Annotated in this window: 18 protein-coding genes; 12 read left to right on the forward strand and 6 right to left on the reverse strand. The window is 48.9% G+C overall.

Annotation, left to right across the window (positions count from 1 at the left end):
- Positions 1 to 93 precede the first annotated feature (93 nt).
- Positions 94 to 492, forward strand: coding sequence for a cytidine deaminase (locus tag BMX58_RS07265; RefSeq protein ID WP_068623163.1), 399 nt, complete (start codon positions 94 to 96; stop codon positions 490 to 492).
- A 77-nt stretch (positions 493 to 569) separates the two neighbouring features.
- Here BMX58_RS07265 and BMX58_RS07270 read toward each other — a convergent pair whose 3' ends face one another.
- On the reverse strand, positions 570 to 1,418 hold the full coding sequence (locus BMX58_RS07270) for a hypothetical protein (RefSeq protein ID WP_068623162.1): 849 nt from the start codon (positions 1,416 to 1,418) through the stop codon (positions 570 to 572).
- 149 nt (positions 1,419 to 1,567) lie between these two features.
- On the opposite strand from BMX58_RS07270, the gene gloA reads away from it, so the two are divergent.
- The 3 genes from gloA (at position 1,568) to BMX58_RS07285 (ending at position 4,188) form a co-directional block, all read left to right on the forward strand.
- Positions 1,568 to 1,942: a lactoylglutathione lyase gene (gene gloA, locus BMX58_RS07275; protein ID WP_068623161.1), complete on the forward strand. Its 375-nt coding sequence runs from the start codon at positions 1,568 to 1,570 to the stop codon at positions 1,940 to 1,942.
- Positions 1,943 to 1,951: 9 nt separating this feature from the next.
- Positions 1,952 to 2,599, forward strand: a complete 648-nt coding sequence (locus tag BMX58_RS07280; RefSeq protein ID WP_068623160.1) for an SGNH/GDSL hydrolase family protein — start codon at positions 1,952 to 1,954, stop codon at positions 2,597 to 2,599.
- Between the two features lie 458 nt (positions 2,600 to 3,057).
- Entirely contained in the window at positions 3,058 to 4,188 is a 1,131-nt protein-coding gene (locus BMX58_RS07285; protein ID WP_068623159.1) for a DUF4349 domain-containing protein, read from the forward strand.
- 135 nt (positions 4,189 to 4,323) lie between these two features.
- Here BMX58_RS07285 and BMX58_RS07290 read toward each other — a convergent pair whose 3' ends face one another.
- Positions 4,324 to 4,956: a DUF47 domain-containing protein gene (locus BMX58_RS07290; RefSeq protein WP_068623158.1), complete on the reverse strand. Its 633-nt coding sequence runs from the start codon at positions 4,954 to 4,956 to the stop codon at positions 4,324 to 4,326.
- Positions 4,957 to 4,969: 13 nt separating this feature from the next.
- Complete coding sequence (locus BMX58_RS07295; protein ID WP_068623157.1) at positions 4,970 to 6,022, reverse strand: inorganic phosphate transporter; 1,053 nt, start codon at positions 6,020 to 6,022, stop codon at positions 4,970 to 4,972.
- 115 nt (positions 6,023 to 6,137) lie between these two features.
- Here BMX58_RS07295 and BMX58_RS14655 point away from each other — a divergent pair, with 115 nt between their 5' ends.
- The 7 genes from BMX58_RS14655 to BMX58_RS07325 all read left to right on the forward strand — a co-directional run bounded on the left by BMX58_RS14655 (position 6,138) and on the right by BMX58_RS07325 (position 16,386).
- Complete coding sequence (locus BMX58_RS14655) at positions 6,138 to 6,299, forward strand: hypothetical protein (protein WP_157077233.1); 162 nt, start codon at positions 6,138 to 6,140, stop codon at positions 6,297 to 6,299.
- Between the two features lie 78 nt (positions 6,300 to 6,377).
- Positions 6,378 to 7,661 carry an alkaline phosphatase family protein gene (locus BMX58_RS07300; protein ID WP_068623156.1) on the forward strand — a complete coding sequence of 428 codons (1,284 nt, stop codon included), beginning with the start codon at positions 6,378 to 6,380 and terminating at the stop codon, positions 7,659 to 7,661.
- A 599-nt stretch (positions 7,662 to 8,260) separates the two neighbouring features.
- Positions 8,261 to 10,171, forward strand: coding sequence for a 1,4-alpha-glucan branching protein GlgB (glgB, locus tag BMX58_RS07305; RefSeq protein ID WP_068623155.1), 1,911 nt, complete (start codon positions 8,261 to 8,263; stop codon positions 10,169 to 10,171).
- Between the two features lie 62 nt (positions 10,172 to 10,233).
- Positions 10,234 to 11,382 carry a glucose-1-phosphate adenylyltransferase gene (locus tag BMX58_RS07310; RefSeq protein WP_068623154.1) on the forward strand — a complete coding sequence of 383 codons (1,149 nt, stop codon included), beginning with the start codon at positions 10,234 to 10,236 and terminating at the stop codon, positions 11,380 to 11,382.
- Positions 11,369 to 12,514: a glucose-1-phosphate adenylyltransferase subunit GlgD gene (gene glgD, locus BMX58_RS07315; protein WP_068623153.1), complete on the forward strand. Its 1,146-nt coding sequence runs from the start codon at positions 11,369 to 11,371 to the stop codon at positions 12,512 to 12,514. The genes BMX58_RS07310 and glgD overlap by 14 nt, the downstream gene beginning before the upstream one ends.
- Before the next feature lie 17 nt (positions 12,515 to 12,531).
- The gene (gene glgA, locus BMX58_RS07320) at positions 12,532 to 13,971 is read left to right on the forward strand and encodes a glycogen synthase GlgA (protein ID WP_068623152.1); all 1,440 of its coding nucleotides are present in this window, start codon (positions 12,532 to 12,534) and stop codon (positions 13,969 to 13,971) included.
- Between the two features lie 18 nt (positions 13,972 to 13,989).
- A complete protein-coding gene (locus BMX58_RS07325; RefSeq protein ID WP_068623151.1) occupies positions 13,990 to 16,386 on the forward strand; it encodes a glycogen/starch/alpha-glucan phosphorylase in 2,397 nt (798 codons plus the stop codon).
- 335 nt (positions 16,387 to 16,721) lie between these two features.
- Here the strand turns inward: BMX58_RS07325 and BMX58_RS07330 are convergent, their stop codons facing one another.
- Positions 16,722 to 17,084: a DUF4828 domain-containing protein gene (locus tag BMX58_RS07330; RefSeq protein WP_068623150.1), complete on the reverse strand. Its 363-nt coding sequence runs from the start codon at positions 17,082 to 17,084 to the stop codon at positions 16,722 to 16,724.
- 212 nt (positions 17,085 to 17,296) lie between these two features.
- Here BMX58_RS07330 and BMX58_RS07335 point away from each other — a divergent pair, with 212 nt between their 5' ends.
- A complete protein-coding gene (locus BMX58_RS07335) occupies positions 17,297 to 18,658 on the forward strand; it encodes an aspartate kinase (protein ID WP_068623149.1) in 1,362 nt (453 codons plus the stop codon).
- A 296-nt stretch (positions 18,659 to 18,954) separates the two neighbouring features.
- Here BMX58_RS07335 and BMX58_RS07340 read toward each other — a convergent pair whose 3' ends face one another.
- Complete coding sequence (locus BMX58_RS07340; RefSeq protein ID WP_068623148.1) at positions 18,955 to 20,898, reverse strand: heavy metal translocating P-type ATPase; 1,944 nt, start codon at positions 20,896 to 20,898, stop codon at positions 18,955 to 18,957.
- A gap of 259 nt (positions 20,899 to 21,157) precedes the next feature.
- Positions 21,158 to 21,979 carry an undecaprenyl-diphosphate phosphatase gene (locus BMX58_RS07345; RefSeq protein WP_068623147.1) on the reverse strand — a complete coding sequence of 274 codons (822 nt, stop codon included), beginning with the start codon at positions 21,977 to 21,979 and terminating at the stop codon, positions 21,158 to 21,160.
- Positions 21,980 to 22,041: the final 62 nt, after the last annotated feature.

A 22,041-nucleotide genomic window follows, 5' to 3' on the forward strand; every position in this document is an offset into this window, starting at 1 on the left:
GGTTTGGCAAAATCCGGAATAATCGGTATACTGTAAACACGAACATTGACCGGCCGGATGAAAAGCCCATTCAGGATAAGCGAGGGATCAGCGATGAACAGCAAAGATTTAGTATCCAGAGCAAGAACCGCCATGCAGCATGCTTACAGCCCATATTCCCATTTTCCGGTAGGGGCGGCCGTCCTCTATAAGGACGGCGAAGTGATCGAAGGCGTGAACGTGGAAAATGTTTCCTTCGGTGCGACCAACTGCGCGGAGCGGACCGCCTTGTTCACAGGTGTGACGAGAGGCTACCGCAAAGAGGATGTCGCAGCCATCGCCATAGCCGGCGACACAGAGACGTTCCTCCCGCCTTGCAGCATCTGCCGCCAAGTGATGGTGGAATTGTGCGGGTATGAGACGCCGGTCTATCTTTCCGACAAGCACGGGAACATCAAGGAACTGACGATCAAAGAGTTGGTGCCGTATGCATTCACCGACCTGGATATGTAAAAAGAACACTGCGGCTCACCTCTGACGGGTGGCTGCAGTGTTCTTCAGTTTTTGGAGCAGTTGTGCTCCCTTCGGCGCTACATTTTCAGGAACAAAAGATAGGTGATTGTCGTCATCAAAAGCAGATGGGCGCTGATGCCGCCGAGGCAAAGATAAAGAGTATCCCGTTTCGTTTCGTTGATGGTCTGGTAAAGGCTGGCGATGAATGTCACCAGGTAGCTGGACAGATGGACCAGGAACAACAAAAGCACCGGAACCGCCAGCAGAATCGGGGCGATCAGGCTGGCCACAAAGGCAGTGCCCAACAGCAACAGCCCGAAAGCGTTCATTCCCGCATATTGCGTCATCCAGTTATGGAAGGCATTGCGTCTGTGCAAAAAGAAGGTTTTGATGAGGTATGCCAACACGGGATACAGATAGTAGAAGGCAACGAACAGCAGGAAACTCTTCATGAACCAGATGACCGGTTCGACTTCGAAAGTGACGGCCGGAAGCAAGGAAATCTGCGACAGCAGATCATATTGGTTGGCCAGGGCGACGGCGATCCGCGTCACCAATCCGGCTGAAAGCAATGCCGAAATGATGAATGTGATGTAGCCGTACAGGTTATGGCTTTCCCTTCGCGATTTTCTGCTTTCCGCAGGGTCTTGCATTTTTTTCCAGAGAAAACGGATGTAGCGGCTGAGTTTATGCTTTGCTTCATTGAAGGAAAAGGGTTGCTTTTCAGCGCGCAAAGCCGCTGCAGTCTTTTCCTCATCCTCATCAGCTGTCAGGTCGACAAATTTTTCGGTGTTGTCTTCGAATAAAGTGGATTGATAAAATTCATCTTGATGGATTGCGTCCGAACCGGAAACATCGGACCCGCACATCGGGCAGATCAAAGCTTCTTTCGGGATGCGGTTATGGCAATAAATGCATATCTTCATGGGAATATTTCTCCTTCTCGATGGTAACTAACTTCTAGAATAAGTCAGTTTGTGGGATATAGCAAGGTTATTTTTACGATAAACTTTTTGTAATGGACCGGATAATTCGGTATGATAAAGACAGCATAAAAGAGAGGAATGATAGCATAATGAAAATGTTACACACTTGCATCCGCGTACAGCATTTGGATAAATCGATCGCATTCTACGAAGAGGCTTTCGGTTTCGAAGAAAAGAAAAAGCTGGATTATCCTGAGCACAAGTTTTCGATCGTCTATTTGGGTCTGGAAGGCGATGACTACGAGTTGGAGTTGACGTACAATTACGATCATGAACCTTACAACATCGGCGACGGCTACGGCCACATCGCCATCGGAGTGGACGATTTCGAAGCGCTCCACGACAAACAAGTGGCTGCCGGCTTCAACGTGACCGACTACAAAGGCCTGCCGGATTCTTCCGTCAGATACTACTTCATCACCGATCCGGATGGCTACAAGATTGAAGTCATCCAGAACAGATAGGCCCTGTTTATGGAAAAGATGCAGAAGAAAAGATTGCTCTTCATCGGCGACAGCATCACTGATGCCGGCCGTGACCGCAACAAGCCGGAGTCATTGGGAAAAGGCTATGTGGCGATGATCGCAAAAAACTTAGCGCAAACCGGCTTCGCTGAAAACTACGAAGTGATCAACCGCGGCATCAGCGGTAACCGAATCCATGATATAGCGGAACGGTGGCACGCAGACTGCGTTTCGCTCGAACCTGACGTGGTCACGATGCTGATCGGCATCAACGATACGTGGCATAATGTCGGCGATGAAACGGTGTTCGCGACCCAACAAGCGGCTGATCAGTTCGAAATGCATTACCGCCATCTGTTGGCTTCCCTGCGGAAAAAATCGGATGCCCGGATCATTCTGATGGAACCGTTCGTTTTTCCGCACCCGGAAGACCGCAAGACTTGGCGGGTTGATTTGGATCCGAAACAGGAAATCGTCAAACGCCTGGCGGAAGAATTCGATGCCGAATGGATCGGTTTGGATGCTTATCTGAATGCAATCGGTGCTGCCGAGGGATATGACACCTTATCCAATGACGGCGTCCATCCGACCAAGAAAGGGCACCGCCTGATTGCCGATGCTTGGCTGAAGCAATTTCGTGAAGGTGTAATGGAATAAGGGGCACCGCAGCGAAAAAACTTGCTTTTTCAACTTCAGCGTGGTAAGATTCTCTACATGCGATGAGGCGACGAGCAATCAGGTGGGTTCGCCCATTCCGCGCAAGCGGCGAAGTGATTGCAAATCAAACGGGACATACGTGCTTGCACAACCACAGGATGTGGATGTTTGGTGGTGACTGCTGTGAACAGTCCCATCCATGGGTTTTCCCATGCCGTATCAGAAGAGAGGGTCGGAAAGATGAACACTTAGGTGTTTGCCTTTCCGGCCCTTTCTTTTTGTGTCGTCCGTGATGGGCCGGCACCTCCGGCGAAGAACCCCGAAAATGGGCCGGTTCCCCTGGCCAAGCCAAATCAACCACAACCGTAACTTGAATCTGCAAGGGCTTTATTAGGCGCAGCGCCCCGCATGCGGTATAATCTAAGTAGGAAATTCAGGAAAGATTGGAGGCGCCTCAATTGAAAAAACTGAAATTATTGATCCTTTCGCTGCTCTCATTTTCGCTGGTGGGTTGTTCATTCTTGACGCCGGAAGACACAGGTGTTTCGCAGCAGGACGCTGCCGGTGTAGATAACGTAACAACAGAAATATCCAAGACGGATGGAGGAGTCGGATCCGGCTTGCTGATCGGGGAAAAGGTAGTGACAACCGTCCAACTTTCCTATGAAACGCTGACATATGATGATTCCATTGCGTATCTGAAGGAAATCATCGCTAAACACGGAGCCTACGTTGAATATTCATACGAATCAAATGGCGGTGACATGATCTATACCCCTTCTTCTTTGAGCCAAAACTATCGCCAAGGCAGCTACACAATCCGGATCCCGAAAGATTCCGTGACGGCTTTCCTGGGTGATCTGGAGGGCGGATTGGGCACGAAAATCAGCGAGCAACAAGGCAATGAAGACGTCACCCAGTATTACGAGGACACCGCCACCCGCATCAGTGTGCTGCAAAGCAAAGAAGAGCGCCTGTTGACGTTGCTCGAACAGGCGGAAACAGTCGAAGAGATCCTCGCCATCGAGGACAGCCTCAGCGCAACCATATCTGAGCGGGAAGTGCTGCAAGCTGAATTGGACAACATCGACGACCTGATCGATTATACGGCCTTGTATCTGACCGTTTCCGAGCGTTCGCGGATTTCGAACAATCGGGGCGGATCGACGCCATTCTGGGATCGCGTCAAGGAGGCGGCTGTCGATTCGCTCTATGCCTTCTATTACTGGCTGCAGGATGCGGCCATCTGGTTTATCTATGCGCTACCGTTCTTTGTGGCTGTTCTGTTGTTGCTTTTGCTGCTATGGGCGCTCAAAAAATTGTTCGCGAAAACGACTTGGGGGAAGCAAAGGGCCGAGAAGCAACTCCAGGAAAAGAAGCGGATCGAAGAACGCCGGAAAGAACGGTTTGAACGGACCCATCCAAGAAAAACGGGGGGGACGGCCGTAGCCTCCAAGCCGACCGTGACGCCGCCTCTGCCGGCCAAAGAGGCTGCACCGACCGCACCGCAAGCAACGGCAACGAAAAGCGATGACGCAAAGGAAACAACCCCTGAAGCCGGCAACAAGGAAGATCCCTTGGAACCCTAACGATCAGAAATCGCTTTAACACAAAGAAAAGGCTGTACCAGAACCGAAAGAGTACTTTCCGGTTCTGATACAGCCTTTCTATTTGGGAATTGAATTAATGTGTTCAAAAATAACCCTTCGCGCTGTTTTGCGCGGTTATGAATTTTTCAGGACGATCCTTTCGATGACATCGGCTGCCGCTTCGAAGGAATCGGTGGCCCGCTCGAGGCGGTCGTAGATGTTTGTAGTGGCCATTGTCGTCAAGGCATCCCGCTGTTCGACAAACAATTTTTTGACCGAATCGGTGTACAGGGCATCCCCCTGTTTCTCAAGCCGGTTGATGGCGATGATGGCTTCCTTGATGACTTTTGATTTCTTGAAATTTTTCAGATCGTTGATGGCTTCATCGAGGCTCAATGCGCTCTTTTCGACCAGTTGCATGAACTTGATCATTTCCGGCGTGATTTCCTTGATTTGATAGATATCGATGTGGATGAGCGCATCCTCGATCGTGTCAATGGTCGTATCCAATTCGCCGGCCAGATCGATGATGTCCTCGCGTTCCAACGGAGGCAGGAAATCACTGTAAAGGTAACTCATCATTTTGTGTTTCTTTTGGTCCGCTGCATGTTCGATCTCATGCAATTCCTTGAGTCGGTCTTCCAGGGTCTCCAGGTCATAAGCAGTCAGAATGCCGGTCACCATTTTGGCTGCGGAAACGGCCAATGCGGAAACTTCAATAAATGCCTGATAGTAGCTGTATTCTTTTGTGTTTTTTCTCTTCAACATGGTCGCAATCTCCTCAGAATATATTCATGAAAACTAATGCCATCAGGTAACCGACCAGACCGCAGCCCGGAAATGTCAGCACCCAAGCCCAAACCATCTCTTTGACGGTGATCCAGTTTACGGAAGACAAGCGTTTGGCAGCACCGACGCCCATGATGGCGGTCGTTTTTGTGTGCGTGGTGCTGACGGGCAGACCCCAGATGGATGAAAGCAGCAGGCAGGCCGCTGCACCCACATCAGCGCTGAAGCCCTGATAGCCTTCCAACTTGACCATGTTCATGCCAACCGTTTTGATGATTTTGTATCCGCCGATCGAAGTGCCGAGTGCCATTACGAATGAGCAAAGGATCATCAGCCAAAGCGGGATGACGAATTGGGTCGTATCGCTGTTTCCTTGCCCGAGGAAAATTCCGAGCATGAAGATGCCCATGAATTTTTGCCCGTCCTGGGCTCCGTGCATGAAGGCCATCGCCGCTCCTCCCAAGACTTGTCCTTTCTGGAAAAACGGCCCTGTTTTTTGCCGCGCCTTCTTTCTGCAGATGGCGGTGGTGAGCTTTGATACGCCAAATCCGAAACCGAAGCCCAGAAGGGTGGAGAGGACCAGCCCATAGATGACCTTGATCCACTCGGAACCGTTGATGGCCCCGAAACCTCCCTGAAGCGCAATCGCAGCTCCGGATATGCCCGCAATCAGGGCGTGGCTCTCGCTGGTCGGGATGCCGAAATACCAGGCTGCAGTCGCCCAGAGCACGATCGCGAACAGGGCGGCGCAGAGGGCGATGATCGAGAGTTTCGGGTCGTTGCCGAAGTCGACCATGTTCGCGATCGTCTGGGCTACGGTCGCGTTGACGGCCGTCATCACAAAGACGCCGAGAAAGTTAAAGACGGCTGCCATCAAGATGGCTTTTTGCGGAGCTATCGATCTGGTGGACACGCAGGTTGCGATTGCGTTCGGTGCATCGGTCCAGCCGTTCACCAAAATAACACCCAAAGTCAATACCACTATGATCAGAAGCATAGGGTTCGTCTGGACGCTGTCGATAAAATCCGAGAATGTGATTGTCATAGTTTGCAATTCCACACTTTCTTGGATAGCGTACACAACATCACGAAAACGCTCGCCTTATTGTGCGGAACCAGCTTGATGGGCAAAGCTGGAATGCATTTAGGCAGGAGTCGGCATGGATGCGGAATACGCTATTCTATTGTTAGTTGTTGCACATTATCCATTTTACTCCTACAGGTCTGAAATTAGAAATGTTTTTTCAGGAATTCAAGCGGATAAGCGGTTGCATTTTCCGGGATTGCTCTATCGCGGAGAAATTCATGCGTCAATGGCATAAGACACAGAAATTAAATGCATTGCTGTATCCATGCAAGCCCCAAGATGTGGTAAAATAACAGAATAGGAGGGTAATAATATGGTAAAAAGAAAACTGTATATCATTTCATTAGATGCATTTGGTGCCAGTGACTTAGAATTTGCCAAGATGCTGCCCCATTTTCAGGAAATATTGAACAGAAGCGCACTCGTCAAAGAGGTGGAATCGGTTTATCCGTCCCTGACCTATGTAGCGCACACTTCAATCGCGACCGGGATGAATCCGAACCGGCACGGCATCATCCATAATACACATCTGCAACCGGAAAGGCAGTCTCCGGACTGGTACTGGTATGCCAAAGAAATAAAGAAGGCGACGCTTTTTGATGTCGCAAAAAAAGCCGGGTACAAAACCTGCGCATTGCTTTGGCCGGTGACGGGGAAAAGCCCGTCCATCGACTATAACCTTGCGGAAATCTTCCCGAACAGGCCGTGGCTAAATCAGGTGATGGTCTCCGCTCTTGCGTCCAGCACAAAGTACGCACTGGAGATGAACAAAAAATACGGTTCACTGCGGAATGGCATTGCCCAGCCGGAACTGGACGAGTTTGTAACGGCGATAGCGGTCGATACGATCAAGACGAAACAACCGGATTTGTTGGCGGTTCATCTGGTCGATTTGGACAGCATGCGCCACGAGTATGGCGTTTTGAGCGATCAGGCCAAAGAAGCGATCATCCGCATGGACCGTCATCTCGGCCAGATCATCGATGCGATGAAAGAAATGGATATTTATGAGGACACCGTGTTGGCCGTATTCGGAGACCACTATCAGATCGATACGCATACGGTCATCCGGCCGAATCATCTTTTTTTGGACAAGGGTTGGCAAACGGTCGATCGCAAACACAACATCAAGGACTGGAAAGTGCTGGCGAAAGCTGCGGATGGCGCTTGTTACATCTATCGCAGAGATGTCAGCGTCACCAATAAAATGATCTTGGATGCATTGAAAGGGATCGAGGGCAGGGTGGAAACCATCCATTCGGCGGCGGAAGCCAGAAAAATGGGTGCGGATGAGAATTGCCTCTTCATTCTGGAAGCCAAGCCGGGTTATTATTTCGAGAGCGATGTGCTGTACCCATTTATGGAAAGCACCGCCAAAAACCTTCCCGACCGGAAACTGCACAGCGCCACGCACGGATTCAGCCCGAAAAAGAAAAAGTACGCCACGATGCTGATGATTTCGGGACCTGGAATAGACAAAGACGCTGTAGTGGAAAAGGCCAGGTTGATAGATGAAGGGCCGACTTTCCTGCACGCGATCGGGCTGAAATTTCCGGAAGCCACCGATGGAAGGGTCATCAATAAAATATTTCTGTAGTCAGGGGTATGCTGCAGCCGCATGAGCAAACATCCTTACGATTTTGGAATCATTGTGGTGCCGACGCTGCTGGGCGTGTGTAAACAAGGAAGTAAAAATAATCCTGAATTGTAAAAATTAGGCCACAATCTTTGCAAATCAGGTTTTTTTCGCTTTCATTATGTAAGCGCGATCATTCGCAGACTGTTTGAATCTTCTTTTTGTGAAATAAATAACTAATTCTACCTGCCTATTTTCACGTTTTATTTACAAGTGAATAATCGGGAAACGGTGAGACGATGCGGTTGCTGGACTTCCCTCTCATCTTTTTTTAATGCAAATTTCATTTTTTCGGTTAGTGCCGGCCCTATATAGTGATATTCGTAGCTAATTTTTGATTAGCGTTTACAATGTTGCTTTTATGTAAAAAATCTGTTAAGGATAAAAGATTATTACTATCCGTAAGGAAAAGAGGTTTCAATATATTTATCTTGAATTATGGCAAAAGCATCCGGTAAATGTTATTATGAATATATATTAATGAAAGGACCTGGCATGATTAAATAAATCATCATTATATCTTTTTGTTACGGCAATATAATTGTAAGGGAAGTGTCTGGATGAGTGCAAAAATGAACATACTTAAAGAGTTGGAAAAAGAGATGTATTTGTTCAACATCGGGGAACATCTTGAAAGCTACCGCTTTTTAGGAAGTAAACAACGGACCGAAAACGGAAAAGAAGGATGGCGTTTCACAGTCTGGGCGCCCAACGCAAAAAACGTTTCGTTGGTCGGGGACTTTACTGAGTGGAAACCCGTGGAAATGCAAAAAATAGGCAAAACCGGTGGCTGGTCGATCTTCACGGAAGATGCGGCACAAGGCGACTGTTACAAATATTATATCGAGGACAAAAACGGCAAAAAGAAATACAAAATCGATCCGTATTCATTTGCGTACGAAGTTCCGCCAAAAGATGCTTCGGTCGTGTTTGATATGCCAGAAAAGAAATGGAAAGACGGCAGATGGACCGCCAACAAAAAAAGGAAATCCATCTACCAAAAACCGTTGAACATTTACGAAGTGCATTTCAGTTCCTGGAAAAAACACGAAGATGGCAGTTGGTATTCCTTTAAGGATCTTGCTGAAACGCTGATTCCATATGTGAAGGAAATGGGCTATACGCACATAGAATTCATGCCTTTGATGGAACATCCGCTCGAAGCTTCTTGGGGTTACCAAATCACCGGATACTTCGCGGTGGCTGCCCGGTACGGCAACTTGCTCGAGCTGCGGGATTTTGTGGAAGAAGCGCATAAAGAAGGGGTCGGGGTCATCATGGACTGGGTTCCCGGACATTTCTGCAAAAATGATTATGCGCTGTCCTATTTCGATGGCACGCCGACTTTTGAATATGCCGATCCGAATCGCGCCATCAACAACCGTTGGGGCACATTGAATTTTGATTTGGGTAAGGCGCAAGTGCACAGCTTCCTGATTTCGAACGCCATTTTCTGGCTGCAGGAGTTCCATTTTGATGGGATCCGTGTCGATGCCGTTTCGAATATGCTTTACCTTGATTATGATGAGGGTCCTTGGACACCGAACGTAGACGGCAGCAACCACAATCGCCAAGGGATCGAGTTCCTGAAGAAGATGAACACAAAAGTCTTCGAGCGCCATCCGGATACCTACATGATCGCGGAAGAAAGCACTGCTTGGGCGAACGTCACGAAACCGATTGAAGCGGGCGGCTTGGGTTTCAATTATAAATGGAACATGGGCTGGATGAACGATACCCTGCGTTTCTTCGAAATGGATCCTTTGTTCCGCAAAGACAACTTCAATCTGATCACCTTCTCATTCATGTATGCATTCAACGAAAACTTTATTCTGCCGATATCCCATGATGAAGTGGTTCACGGGAAACAGTCGCTGCTGGGTAAAATGCCCGGTGACCGCTATAAGCAATTTGCGGGCTTGAGGACGCTGGAGGCCTATATGATGGCTCATCCCGGCAAAAAGTTGAATTTTATGGGGAATGAAATCGGACAATTCCTGGAATGGCGCTTCTACGATCAAATCGAGTGGGGCGTCCTGAACAACGAATTCAATCCGGAGTTCCAGCATTACATCAAGACTTTGAATCATCTCTACAAAGACACGAAAGCGTTGCATGAAGTCGATGATGCCCACACCGGGCTGGAGATTCTGGACGCGGACAACCATCTGGAGTCCGTCCTCTCCTTCATCCGAACCGGCGAAAAGCCGCGCGACTTCCTGATTGTCGTCTGCAACTTCACGCCTGTCGAGCGCCGAAATTTCCGTGTGGGGGTGCCGTATGAAGGCCACTATGAAGTGTTGCTGAATACGGAAATGCAGGAATTCGGCGGCACATGGACGAAAAATCTGCCTGAGATGGTGACCAGCCTCGACGGCATGAATCGCCAACCTTTCTCGATCGAATTCACTTTACCGGCATTAGGAGTTTTGTTCATCAAACCGAAACGCGTTTTTGGTGTTAATAAATAGATCCACAAACAGAAAGACATGAACAGAAGGAGGCGAAAGGAAGAGGCAATCTTCCTGATACTATGAAAAATCAAATGGTTGCAATGATATTAGCCGGAGGGCAAGGGACTCGGCTTGGAAAATTGACGCGCGAAACCGCCAAACCGGCCGTTCCGTTCGGCGGAAAATATCGGATTATCGATTTCGCATTAAGCAACTGCGCTAATTCAGGCATCAATAAAGTCGGGGTAGTGACCCAATACCAGCCATTGGAACTGAATGAACACATCGGCAACGGTGAATCATGGGGGCTGAACGGCGGAGATGGCGGAGTCACCATCCTACAGCCCTATTCAAGCGCTGATGGTGAAAAGTGGTTCAAAGGAACCGCACATGCCATTTATCAAAATATCGCCTATATCGACAGATACAATCCGGAATACGTACTGGTATTGTCCGGTGACCATATTTATAAAATGGATTATTCGCATATGTTGGACTTCCACATGGCGAATCATGCTAGTTTGACCGTCGGCGTTATCCCGGTTCCGATGGAAGAAGCACCCCGTTTCGGAATCATGAATACGGATCAGACGAACCGCATCATCGAATTTGAAGAGAAGCCGAAAGAGCCGAAAAGCAATTTGGCATCCATGGGGATTTATATTTTCAACTGGGCCGTACTGCGCAAATATTTGGTGGAAGATCAAGCGAAACAGCGCGAAATGGAAGATTTCGGCAAGAACGTTATCCCAACTTATCTTGATAATGGCGAAAACTGCTTCGCTTATGCTTTTGATGGCTACTGGAAAGATGTCGGTACGATCGAAAGCCTTTGGGAAGCCAACATGGAATTTCTGGATCCGAACCATATCCTGAACATCAGGGATGAAGAATGGCGCATTTATTCAAAAAATCCGGTATCCCCTCCTCAATTTTTGACGGAGACATCCAATGTGACGGATTCAATGATTGTGGACGGTTGCTATGTGGCCGGTGAAATCACCCATTCGATCCTTTCCCAGAACGTTCGGGTCGGCAACGGATCGGTCGTACGCGATAGCTTGATCATGGCGAATGTAACGATCGGAGAGAATGTCACAATCGAGCATGCCATCATCGGAGAAAATGCAAAAATTGCCGACAATGCGAATGTCATCGGCAATGACAGTGCGATCGAAGTTGTTGGATATGCTGAAGTTATAGGAGGACTGAAAGATGAAGATGAATAGTATCTGTGCCATATTAAACCTGACCGAGGACGAGAAAGCGTTGAAACCTTTGACGCAGGTTCGCCCGATTGCTTCATTACCGTTCGCTAGCCGTTACCGGCTGATCGATTTCAATCTTTCAAGCATCAGCCATGCTGAAATCAAATCAGTGGGCATGTTCATCGCCGGAAGCGGTCGCTCTATTTATGACCATATCCGCAGCGGATCCGTTTGGGACCTTGAATCCGGCTTGGGGGGCGGAATCTTCACCTATTCCCAACTGTGGCTGAAAGCGCTCCAGGAACACAATGGCGATGCCCTGGATTTCTACATGAACCATAAAGAATTCATCACACGTTCCCAAGGTGAATATGTCATCGTCATGGGCAGCAAGATTTTGGCGAATGTCGACATCAAAGCGATCATGCAACATCATTTGGCAAAGGATGGCGATATCACGGTAGTCTACAAGACCGTGCCTAAAGCCTTCCTTGAAAACAGACCGAAGGAGAAAATTTTGAAAATCGATCGTGATGAATATCTATTGCACTTGACCGATGCGAAAGATGCCCCTGCGGATCTCGAGCGCCTTGCGATGACCATGAACATGTACTTCATGAGAGCGGACAAAATGCTGGAATTGATTCAGCGTGCCGAATTGGAAGATGTGCAACTCGACGCGGACAAACTAATCGAACACTATCTTCCGGAATACCAAGTCAATACTTACGAATACACAGGCTATATGGCCAATATCGATTCTATCCCAGCCTACTTCAATGCAAATATGGAAATGTTGGAAAAGAACAAATTCTCAGCGCTGTTCCACGGCAGCCAAAACGTCATCACGAAGGTGAAGAATGGGGCACCTACCTATTATGCTAAAGGGGCTCATGTGAAGAATGCCCAATTCGCCACAGGCTGCGTCATTGAAGGGACAGTCGAGGATTCCTTGATTCATCGTAAAGTAACTATCGCTAAGGATGCCGAAGTCCGCAACAGCATCATCATGCAGGGATCACAGATCGGTGAAGGCGCGGTTCTGGAATACTGCATCCTGGACAAAAACGTGACTGTCGGACCCGGTGTGACTTTGAAAGGCACGAAAGATAATCTAGTTGTGATCGAAAAAAATAAAACAATTACTGTTTAGAGAGAAGGATGCGCGAGATGAAAATTTTATTTGCCGCAAGTGAAGCCGCTCCTTTCTTCAAAACAGGCGGGCTCGGGGATGTCGCGTACGCATTGCCGAAGGAGTTAGTCAAACAAGGCGTGGATATCCGGGTAGTGCTTCCGTACTACTCGACCATGCCTGCGAAATACAAGGAAGAAATCAAAGAATTACTGCATTTCCGTGTGCAAGTCGGTTGGAAGAGCATGTATTGCGGCGTAAAAACATTGGAATTGGAAGGCGTCACTTATTATTTCATCGATAACCAGGCCTATTTCAATCGACCATCCCTGTACGGGCAAATGGACGACGCCGAAAGATTCGGATTCTTCTCACTGGCGATCTGCGAAATGATGGAAAAAATCGACTTCATCCCGGACGTCGTCCATGTGAATGATTGGCATACAGCCATGGTGCCGGTCCTGCTGGTGGACAAATACCACTGGATCGAAGCCTATCAAGGTATCCGCAAAGTCATCACGATCCACAATATCCGTTTCCAAGGGGTCTATGATCCGTCCATCCTGCACAGTATCTTCGGGACCGGGATGAACATCTATCATGAAGACGGCGTCAAGTATTATGACAGCGTCAATTTCATGAAAGGCGGGGTCAATTTTTCCGATGTCGTCACGACGGTCAGTCCGTCCTATGCGAACGAAATCCAGACTCCGGAATTCGGCGAAGGGCTGGATGGTACGCTGCGCTACAACAGCTGGAAAATCAAAGGGATCATTAACGGCATCGATTACGATGTCAATGATCCGGAGAGCGATCCGAAGTTGGAATACCATTTCTCTGCCGACGATCTGTCCGGCAAAGCCGCAAATAAAGCGGCTCTCCAGGAACGTTTGGGATTGGAGGTCAATCCGGATATTCCTTTAATCACGAGCGTCGGACGCTTGACGGACCAAAAAGGTTATCAACTGGTGCAGGAAAAGGCCGAGGAATTATTGAATGCCCGCGATGTCCAGATCGCCATCCTTGGGACCGGCGAAGCGGAATACGAAAATTCCTTCCGTTATTTCGCCGCGAAATATCCTGATCGCTTCGCGGCGGTCATCGATTTCGACATCTCCTTGGCGCAACAGATGTATGCAGGCGCGGACATGTTCCTGATGCCTTCCGCCTTCGAACCATGCGGCTTGTCGCAGATGATTTCCTTACGCTACGGCACGTTGCCGATCGTCCATGAGACGGGTGGCCTGAAGGATACAGTGGTCCCTTACAATTCCTATACGGGTGAGGGGACCGGGTTCACTTTCATGGATTTCAGCGGCTACACGCTGTTGGGCACCATCTACCGGGCTCTCGATGTCTATGAAAACCAACCGAAAGCTTGGGCGGAAATGGTGCGCGAAGCGATGAGCCGCGATTTCAGCTGGAAAGAGCCGGCCAAAGATTATCTGGATGTCTATCGGTCGTTAGTCAACGAATAAGAGGAGTTGAAAGCGTATATGGCATTTGACGTTCAAGAATTCAAGAAGGAATACCAAAAAACATTCGAAGAATTATTCGCCTATGGTTATGAGGACGGTTCGAAAACAGAGCAGTTCATTGCGTTGGGGGACTTGGTCCGTGGGCGTTATTCTGAGGACTGGATCCAAACAATCACAGCCTATAACAAAAAACAGGAAAAACAAGTCTATTACTTTTCGATGGAATTCTTGCCGGGAAGGATGCTGAAAAGCAATCTCCTGAACATGGGCATCTTGGATTGTGTCAAACAGGGAATGGAAGAACTGGGACTGGATCTGGATGAAGTCGCCCGTGCAGAAGTCGATCCGGCTTTGGGCAACGGCGGGCTCGGCAGGTTGGCATCCTGTTTCATGGATTCCATAGCGTCGACCGGCCTTGCCGGCAACGGAAACGGCATCCGCTACCGTTATGGTCTCTTCAAACAAAAATTCATCAACGGGTACCAGATCGAGTTGCCGGAAAACTGGCTGCGCAACCGCAACGTTTGGGAAGTGCGCAAAGAGAATAAGGCCGTCATCGTCCGCTTCGGCGGGGATGTCAGCTTTACGCAGGACGAGGACGGCAGGCTGCGCGTGAACCATGTCAACACCCGCGATATCCTGGCTGTACCATACGATACGGCACAAGTGGGCTACAAAAATGGCATCGTCAACAATCTGCGTCTCTGGTCGGCGGAGATTCCTTACGGGGATGAAGCGCGCTTTTCGACCGAACAACAACGCGAAGAAGTCAAACGCATCACTGAAGTGCTGTACCCGGATGATTCCAACTACGAAGGACGGCTTTTGCGCGTCCAGCAGGAATACTTTTTCTCTTCTGCAGGCGTCCAGAGCATTGTCCGCTACTTCAAACGGCTGAAGCTCGACTGGAGCCTTTTCCCGGATAAAATCGCGATCCATATCAACGATACCCATCCGACGTTGGCGATCCCGGAACTGATGCGGATCTTATTGGATGAGGAAGGATTGACGTGGGATCAGGCCTGGGAGATCACGAAGAAAACAGTCAGCTACACGAACCACACGATCCTTCAGGAAGCGATGGAGCGTTGGCCGGAAACGATGATCCAAGACCTGCTGCCGCGCATCTACCAGATCATTCAGGAAATCAACCGCCGCCATATCGACAAGAAAGCACCGTTGTATGGTGAGGACTTGACTATGCGCACCGCGATCATCGCCAATGGCCAAATCAAAATGGCCAATCTCGCCATCATCGGCAGCCACAGCGTCAATGGCGTAGCGAAACTGCATACGGATATCCTGGTGGCTGACACGCTGCATGACTTCTACGTGATGTATCCGCAAAAGTTCAACAACAAAACGAATGGTATCACGCAGCGGCGCTGGGTGCAGATCGCAAATGAAAATCTGACGGCCATGCTCGATGAAACCATCGGCACCGATTGGAAGAGCGATCCGGAAGACATCAAAATCCTCAAGGCGCACCGGGACAACAAAGAGGTCCTGGACAAGCTGGAGCAAGTCAAGCTTGCGAACAAGCGGCGCTTTGCCGAGTATGCGCGCAAGGAAATGAACCTCGAAATCGATCCGAACGCTTTGTTTGATGTACAGATCAAACGACTGCACGCCTACAAGCGGCAGCTGTTGAACGTGCTACACATTTTGGACAGATACCTGCAGCTGAAGGATGATCCGAAAGTCAACCTGCAGAAGCGCGTCTTCATTTTCGGAGCGAAGGCTGCCCCGAGCTATTATTACGCCAAACAAATCATCAAACTGATCAATGCGATTGCTGATCTGATCAACAATGACCCTGCCATCAACGACAAGATCAAAATCGTTTTCGTAGAGAATTATGGCGTGTCGCTGGCGGAACTGATCATCCCGGCGGCTGATATCAGCGAACAGATTTCTCTGGCCGGCAAGGAAGCTTCCGGCACGAGCAACATGAAACTGATGTCGAACGGTGCCGTAACGATGGCCACTTTGGATGGTGCCAACGTTGAAATCCGCGATAATGTCGGCGATGAAAATATCTTCATCTTCGGTCTGAAGAGTGAAGAAGTGCAGGAATATTACCGGAACGGTGTGTACAATTCCCGGGATATCTACGACAAAAATCCGCGTTTGAAACGCGTCTTGAACCTGCTGATCGACGGGACGATTCCCGGCGTCGAAGCGGAAGGCCGGGATATCTTCGATTCTTTGGTCATGTACAACGACGAGTATTTCCTGCTGAAGGATTTCGACAGCTATATCAGAGCGCAATACGAGGCGGATACGGCCTTTTCCGACAGAGACAGATGGAACCGCATGGCACTGATGAATATCGCCAGTTCAGGTCCGTTTTCATCGGATTACACGATTCTGCGTTATGCGGATGAAATCTGGAAGATAAAACCACAATCCTAAGAACGCACGCCAAGGGCCACCTCGAATTTAAAAGAGGTGGCCCTTGATTTTGCGTCCGCTGACCGACTGACCGCCAGCCGAGGGCAGTAATACAGAAAGAGAGCGGGACAGAACGCGTTTAGCTCCGGACCACTGGAGCGAACAAGCGCAGAATGGCTGCAGGCCATTCGAGCATTGTTCGTGAAGTGGAGCCAGGGGCTGCGTTCTGTCCCGCGTTTACGCACACTATGTTCGGATACAAAAAGAGACTGGGAGTTTAGTCCCAGCCTCTGTTTTCATGAATAGTTTTTACTGCGGGAACACTGGCGCGTGCGCGTATTCATGCAGCTGAGGCGCTATTGATCGCTTTCGCGTTTAAAGAAGAATTCTTTCTCTTCCGCTTCGTCGTAGATGGTCAGCGTAGGGGACGTGTCCTTTTTGAGGATCAGGTAATAGCCGAAATGATCGCGGAAGACCAGCTCGTTTGGCTTGGCCTCCTCGAGAGTGGCCTTCAATTTTTTGTTGTTCAGGAGAATCTCAAGATTATCAGTAATTTCAACCTTCAAGGACTGTGCGTCGTTTTTCCATGTGCCGATGTAAGGGGTGAACGATGTTGACAGGTTCTTACCGGCATTGCGGTTGGACTTGAACAAAGCAGAACTGATGCTTGCGACTACGGATAATCCGACTATGATCCTCCAAGGGTTATTTTTTTTCACTGATTTGAAACCTCCCACAATAAGTTAACTCATAGTATATTCTTTTTTTTGCAAATGGCCATAGCATTAACAATACAAATATGTTACAAATGATGTAAAGTTTGAAAAGGTAATTGCCATTGCTGTGATATGATGATATTCTAAAGCATAAATGAAAAAACAATTACAAAATTAAAAAAGAATTAAAGAAATCTAGCGAGGAAGTGTTCGGTTTGAAGGTTATTAAATTTGGCGGGAGTTCCCTTGCGAATGGGACTCAATTGAAAAAAGTGCTGCAGATTGTGAAAGATGACGCAGACAGAAGGATCGTCGTCGTCTCGGCTCCAGGCAAACGCAATGATTCGGATGAAAAAGTTACGGATCTTTTGATCAAGTTGGCCGATGAAGTGAAGAACAAAGAGGATCACACAAAAACGTTGCAGACGATTTTGAAAAGATATCAAGATATCGTCGATGAATTGGAAATCGATCCGAGCGTGATGACGACCATTTCCAAAAATTATGATGAATTGATCCAGACAAAATTCTACAATGAATTGTATGCGCTGGACGCATATAAAGCCAGCGGCGAAAACAACAGCGCCATCCTGGTAGCCGCATTTTTCAACAAAGAGGGGATCCCAGCCAAATACGTCAACCCGAAGGATGCCGGGCTTCTCGTCACGGATAACCCGGGAAACGCGCGGGTATTGCCGGAATCGTTCAAGAATCTTTACGCATTGCGCGACTCGAAGGAAGTCATTGTGTTTCCGGGCTTCTTCGGCTATACGAAAGACGGACAGCTGCTGACGTTCTCAAGAGGGGGCTCGGACATTTCCGGAGCGATCGTCGCGAACGGCGTCAAAGCCAGCCTGTATGAAAACTTTACGGACGTGGATGCCATCTACGTGGCGAATCCTAAGATGGTCAAGCATCCGAAAAAAATCAAGCAATTGACCTATCGTGAAATGCGTGAATTATCCTACAGCGGATTTTCGGTCTTCCATGATGAAGCTTTGCAGCCGGCTTTCAGCGCGGGCATCCCGGTAGTCGTCAAAAACACCAACAATCCATCCGCTCCCGGAACCAGCATCACGAGAACGAAGCCGGAAAACAAGCAGATCGTTTCCGGTATCGCCAGCTCGACCGGTTTCATGAGCATCTATATCGGCAAATACTTGATGAACCGTGAAGTCGGTTTCGGCCGCAGAGTGCTGCAGATTTTCGAAGATTTCAACCTGAATTTCGAGCATATGCCATCCGGTATCGATGATTTGTCGATCATCCTGCGCGCCAATCAGATGACGATGCAGCAGGAACAAGAGCTGTTGTACCGTTTGAAGAACGAATTGGAAGCGGACGATGTCCAGGTCAAGGGCGGCATCTGCCTGTTGATGATCGTCGGCGAAGGCATGGTCAATTCGGTCGGGACAGTAGCGAAAGCCTGTACCGCGTTGGCTGAAGCTGACATCAACCTGGAAATGATCAACCAAGGTTCGTCGGAAGTCAGCATCATGTTCGGGATCGACGAAAAGGACGAAGCCAGAGCAGTCAAAGTGCTGTATGATGCCTTCTTCCCGGCAAAAAAAGACTAGATCAGTATCGGAACAGGCAGCGATGAAAATGACTTCATCGCTGCCTGTTTTTTTGTTCCCGATGATCAGATTTGCCAAATCGGATCAGCCGAAAAAGGAGAGCGGGACAGAACGCGTTTAGCTCCGGACCACTGGAGCGAACAAGCGCAGAATGGCTGCAGGCCATTCGAGCATTGTTCGTGAAGTGGAGCCAGGGGTTGCGTTCTGTCCCGCGTTTACGCACACTATGTTCGGATGCACAAAGAGACTGGGAGTTTAGTCCCAGCCTCCTTTTTCTGTTGCGGATTTCAGATTGTTTACTTCTCTTGCGCCAGTCTGGTGCTCGTTGTCGTCCCCGCCGAAGTTGCGGAACCCTTGAAGTGGTGGGTAGGGATCTTTGCCAGAAGCCGCAGACTGTTCAGGATGACCAGAATCGTGCTGCCTTCATGCCCGACCACACCAAGCGGAAGGTTGATGAGCTGGAACAGATTGGACAGGATGAGGATGAGGATGACGCTGATCGAAAAAATGATGTTCTGCATCGTAATTTTTTTCAGTTTCTTCGACAAACCGTAACAATATTCCAACTTGTCCAGTTCGCTCTTCATCAGTACCACATCCGCCGTTTCCATGGCGATGTCCGTTCCTTCACCCATAGCGATGCCGATGTCGGCGTTTGCCAGAGCAGGGGCGTCATTCACGCCGTCTCCGACCATGCCGACCAATTTGTATTTGGCCTGCAGGTCTTTCAGGATGGTGGTTTTGTCTTCGGGAAGGCAATTCGCGCGGATTTCGTCCACACCCAATTGCTTGCCGATGGTCTGACCGGTTGCTTCATTGTCGCCGGTGATCATGATCGTGTGGACGCCATTGGCCTTGAAAAATGCGATCATGTCTTTGGCTTCTGATTTAGGTGTGTCCAATAAAGCATAATAGGCCACGACTTTGTCATCTTGGGAAACGTAAATGACCGTCTTGCCTTCGTTCTGGAGCGCGAGAGCTTCTTTTACTAGCGCCGAATCGTTATGCTCTTCGCTTACGACAAAAGTTTTTTTGCCGATTTTCCATTGGCTTCCGAATGCTTCACCGGCCAATCCGAATCCGGTAAGATCCTGGATCGAATCCATCTGGGACTTCACATAGTCTTTCGTTTCGAGATGCTGGATCAGAGCCGAGGCGATCGGATGGGTCGAGGAATGTTCCAAAGCATAGATGACGGACATGATGTGTTTTTCATCCGTGCCCGCAAGGTAACTGGATTCCGTCACTTTCGGTTTGCCTTCTGTCAGTGTGCCTGTTTTGTCGAAAGCGATGCAGTCCATCGCGGAGAAGTTCTCGATCGGGATCCCGCCTTTGAACAGGATACCATGCTTGGCTGCGTTGGAAATGGCGGAAAGGACTGCCGGAGTGGCCGACGCCACCAATGCGCAAGGGGAAGCGACAGTCAGAAGCACCATGCCGCGGTAAAACGATTCATTCCAGCCCCAATCCAGGATGAAATAGAAGACGGCGATCATGACCGGCACGAAAATCAGGACGATTTTGACATAGGTGTTTTCGATGCGGTTGATGAAGCTTGCCGTCTTCGAAGGGGTCTTTTGCGCTTCTTCGACCATGCGGATGATTTTGGCGAACAGGGTATCCTTCGATTCTTTCGTGACCGTCATCGTCAACGCTTCGCTCAAGTTGATTGTGCTGCCGAAGATCTCGTCGCCGACCAGCTTTTCGACTGGAACGGATTCGCCGGAAATGGCTGCCTCATCGATCATGCCTTGGCCGGATTTGATCGTGCCGTCGATCGGGATGCTGGCGCCTTTAGGGACCAATAAAGTATCGCCGACCTTAAGCTCTTTGACGGCAACGTCCTCGATTGAGCCGTCCGGGTTGATGCGTTTTGCGATTTCAGGGACAATGTCCATCAAGGCTGTGATTGCTTGGGTGCTTTTATCGGTCGCGTATTCCTCCAACGATCCGGACAGCGAGAAGATGAAAATGAGCAGCGCGCCTTCCATCCAGTAGCCGATCAGCGAGGCGCCGACTGCGGCAAGCACCATCAGTATGTCAACGTTCAGATGTTTATTCTCAACTGTATCGATGAAGCCTTCTTTTGCTTGTTTATAGCCGCCTATGAAGAAAGATAGGACGAAAATGATGGCTGCAGCTGTATCAAGGTTTTGCCATTGCAACACAATGCCAAGAATGATGAGAATGCCGCTGATCATGGTTGCGATCATCGCTTTATTCTTGAATAGGTCTTTCATTATTTGACACTCCTTCCTTTTATGTCTTCATGATAGCATCAAAAACATCCAGATTATAATTATTACAATCAAACAGAAATGAATTTCATTCTCATTGTCCATAAAACAGACACAAATGGGAGGGCGGAAAAATTGCACACAGCAATAAATCCGGAAGTATCCGATAATTTTCCAGTTTATAATTATTATCAAAAGAGAGTCTGGATGGGAAGAAAGGCAAACAGAAAAGGCCACCCTAAGAGGATGGCCGAACTGGTTTTCAGACAAACAGGAAGTAGAGCAGAACGATCGCCCCGAGCGCGATCCTGTACCAGCCGAATGCCTTGAAGTCATTGCGTTTCAGGTAGCCGATCAAAAACTTGATGGCGATGATCGAAACGAGGAAAGCCGTGAGCATGCCCGACAAGAGCACAGCGAATTCGAGCCCGGTGAAATTGAACCCGAATTTGATGATCTTCAGGAAACTGATCCCGAACATGATCGGGATGCTCATGAAGAAAGAAAACTCCGTCGCGATAAAGCGGGAAGTGCCCAACACGATGCTCCCGAGGATCGAAGAGCCGGAGCGCGAGGTTCCCGGAATGATCGACAGCGCTTGGAACAAACCGATCTGGAAGGCTTTCATATACGTCAATTCGCTGAAATCGGTGATGCTGGGTTCGCGATCCTTGTGTCTGTTCTCGATGACAATGAACAAAATCCCGTAGACGATCAGCGCCAATGCCACAACCGTCGCGTTCAGCAGATTTTCATCTGCCCAATCGTTCAAAGGCAAGCCGATTACACCTGCCGGGATGCAACCGATGACCACTTTTTTCCAGATATCCCAAGTCTGGGCTTTTTCCGTCTTTGTTTTGTTTGGTGAGAAGGGGTTCAATTTGTGAAAATAAATGACGACCACAGCCAGGATGGCCCCCAACTGGATCACATAGAAGAACATCTCTTTGAAGGCCTGCGAAAGGTTCAACTGGATGAATTCTTCGACGAGGATCATGTGGCCCGTGCTGCTGATGGGCAGCCATTCAGTGACACCCTCAACGATGCCGAGGATGATTGCTTTCAGTATTTCCATAAATGCCATAGATTATCCTTTCCGATACATGATTTTTTGATGCTCCATCATCTAGTATAACGAAATGAAAA

This window comes from Trichococcus ilyis, assembly GCF_900109135.1.
GTDB classification, from domain to species: Bacteria; Bacillota; Bacilli; order Lactobacillales; family Aerococcaceae; genus Trichococcus; species Trichococcus ilyis.

Excerpts from the sequence above, each read along its gene's own strand:
- BMX58_RS07265 (WP_068623163.1), top strand. The coding sequence starts at position 94 with ATGAACAGCAAAGATTTAGTATCCAGAGCAAGAACCGCCATGCAGCAT.
- BMX58_RS07270 (WP_068623162.1), bottom strand. The coding sequence starts at position 1,418 with ATGAAGATATGCATTTATTGCCATAACCGCATCCCGAAAGAAGCTTTG.
- gloA (WP_068623161.1), top strand. The coding sequence starts at position 1,568 with ATGAAAATGTTACACACTTGCATCCGCGTACAGCATTTGGATAAATCG.
- BMX58_RS07280 (WP_068623160.1), top strand. The coding sequence starts at position 1,952 with ATGGAAAAGATGCAGAAGAAAAGATTGCTCTTCATCGGCGACAGCATC.
- BMX58_RS07290 (WP_068623158.1), bottom strand. The coding sequence starts at position 4,956 with ATGTTGAAGAGAAAAAACACAAAAGAATACAGCTACTATCAGGCATTT.
- BMX58_RS07295 (WP_068623157.1), bottom strand. The coding sequence starts at position 6,022 with ATGACAATCACATTCTCGGATTTTATCGACAGCGTCCAGACGAACCCT.
- BMX58_RS14655 (WP_157077233.1), top strand. The coding sequence starts at position 6,138 with ATGGATGCGGAATACGCTATTCTATTGTTAGTTGTTGCACATTATCCA.
- BMX58_RS07300 (WP_068623156.1), top strand. The coding sequence starts at position 6,378 with ATGGTAAAAAGAAAACTGTATATCATTTCATTAGATGCATTTGGTGCC.
- glgB (WP_068623155.1), top strand. The coding sequence starts at position 8,261 with ATGAGTGCAAAAATGAACATACTTAAAGAGTTGGAAAAAGAGATGTAT.
- BMX58_RS07310 (WP_068623154.1), top strand. The coding sequence starts at position 10,234 with ATGAAAAATCAAATGGTTGCAATGATATTAGCCGGAGGGCAAGGGACT.
- glgD (WP_068623153.1), top strand. The coding sequence starts at position 11,369 with ATGAAGATGAATAGTATCTGTGCCATATTAAACCTGACCGAGGACGAG.
- glgA (WP_068623152.1), top strand. The coding sequence starts at position 12,532 with ATGAAAATTTTATTTGCCGCAAGTGAAGCCGCTCCTTTCTTCAAAACA.
- BMX58_RS07325 (WP_068623151.1), top strand. The coding sequence starts at position 13,990 with ATGGCATTTGACGTTCAAGAATTCAAGAAGGAATACCAAAAAACATTC.
- BMX58_RS07340 (WP_068623148.1), bottom strand. The coding sequence starts at position 20,898 with ATGAAAGACCTATTCAAGAATAAAGCGATGATCGCAACCATGATCAGC.
- BMX58_RS07345 (WP_068623147.1), bottom strand. The coding sequence starts at position 21,979 with ATGGCATTTATGGAAATACTGAAAGCAATCATCCTCGGCATCGTTGAG.